This is a genomic window from Planococcus beigongshangi (assembly GCF_016820495.1).
Taxonomy (GTDB): domain Bacteria; phylum Bacillota; class Bacilli; order Bacillales_A; family Planococcaceae; genus Planococcus; species Planococcus beigongshangi.
This window is the reverse complement of record NZ_JADHDU010000029.1, coordinates 1-367: the sequence shown is the minus strand read 5'-3', so window position 1 is coordinate 367 and position 367 is coordinate 1. Positions and strand designations below refer to the sequence as shown.

Sequence of the window (367 nt, the reverse complement as noted above, 5' to 3'; positions counted from 1 at the left end):
GCATGTTAACCGCTACACCACGGGACCATTTGGTTGCGGGGGCAGGATTTGAACCTGCGACCTCCGGGTTATGAGCCCGACGAGCTACCGAACTGCTCTACCCCGCGATAATAATATATAGTGAGTATTTTCCATACTCAATGTTCCGGTTGTTGACACCTGCATCGCCTTACGCTGCTTCGGTGTTACGCACCGTCTTCGTGCGGTCCGTTGCTCTACCCCGCGATAATAATATTTATACTCTTCTTCATCCAGTGATTTACTTTTAAAAAGGAATTTCTGAATGAGTTCCTTCTATTATATAGTAAAACTTGTGATGCTGCTTTATGTATTAAAGAAAATGGTGGAGGATGACGGGATCGAACCG

General features: G+C 45.5%; 1 tRNA gene. It reads right to left on the bottom strand.

The annotated features are described in order from the left end of the window. Nucleotides 1-30 precede the first annotated feature (30 nt). Nucleotides 31-107 (bottom strand) — tRNA-Met (locus IQ294_RS16250). Between the last annotated feature and the right edge of the window lie 260 nt (nt 108-367).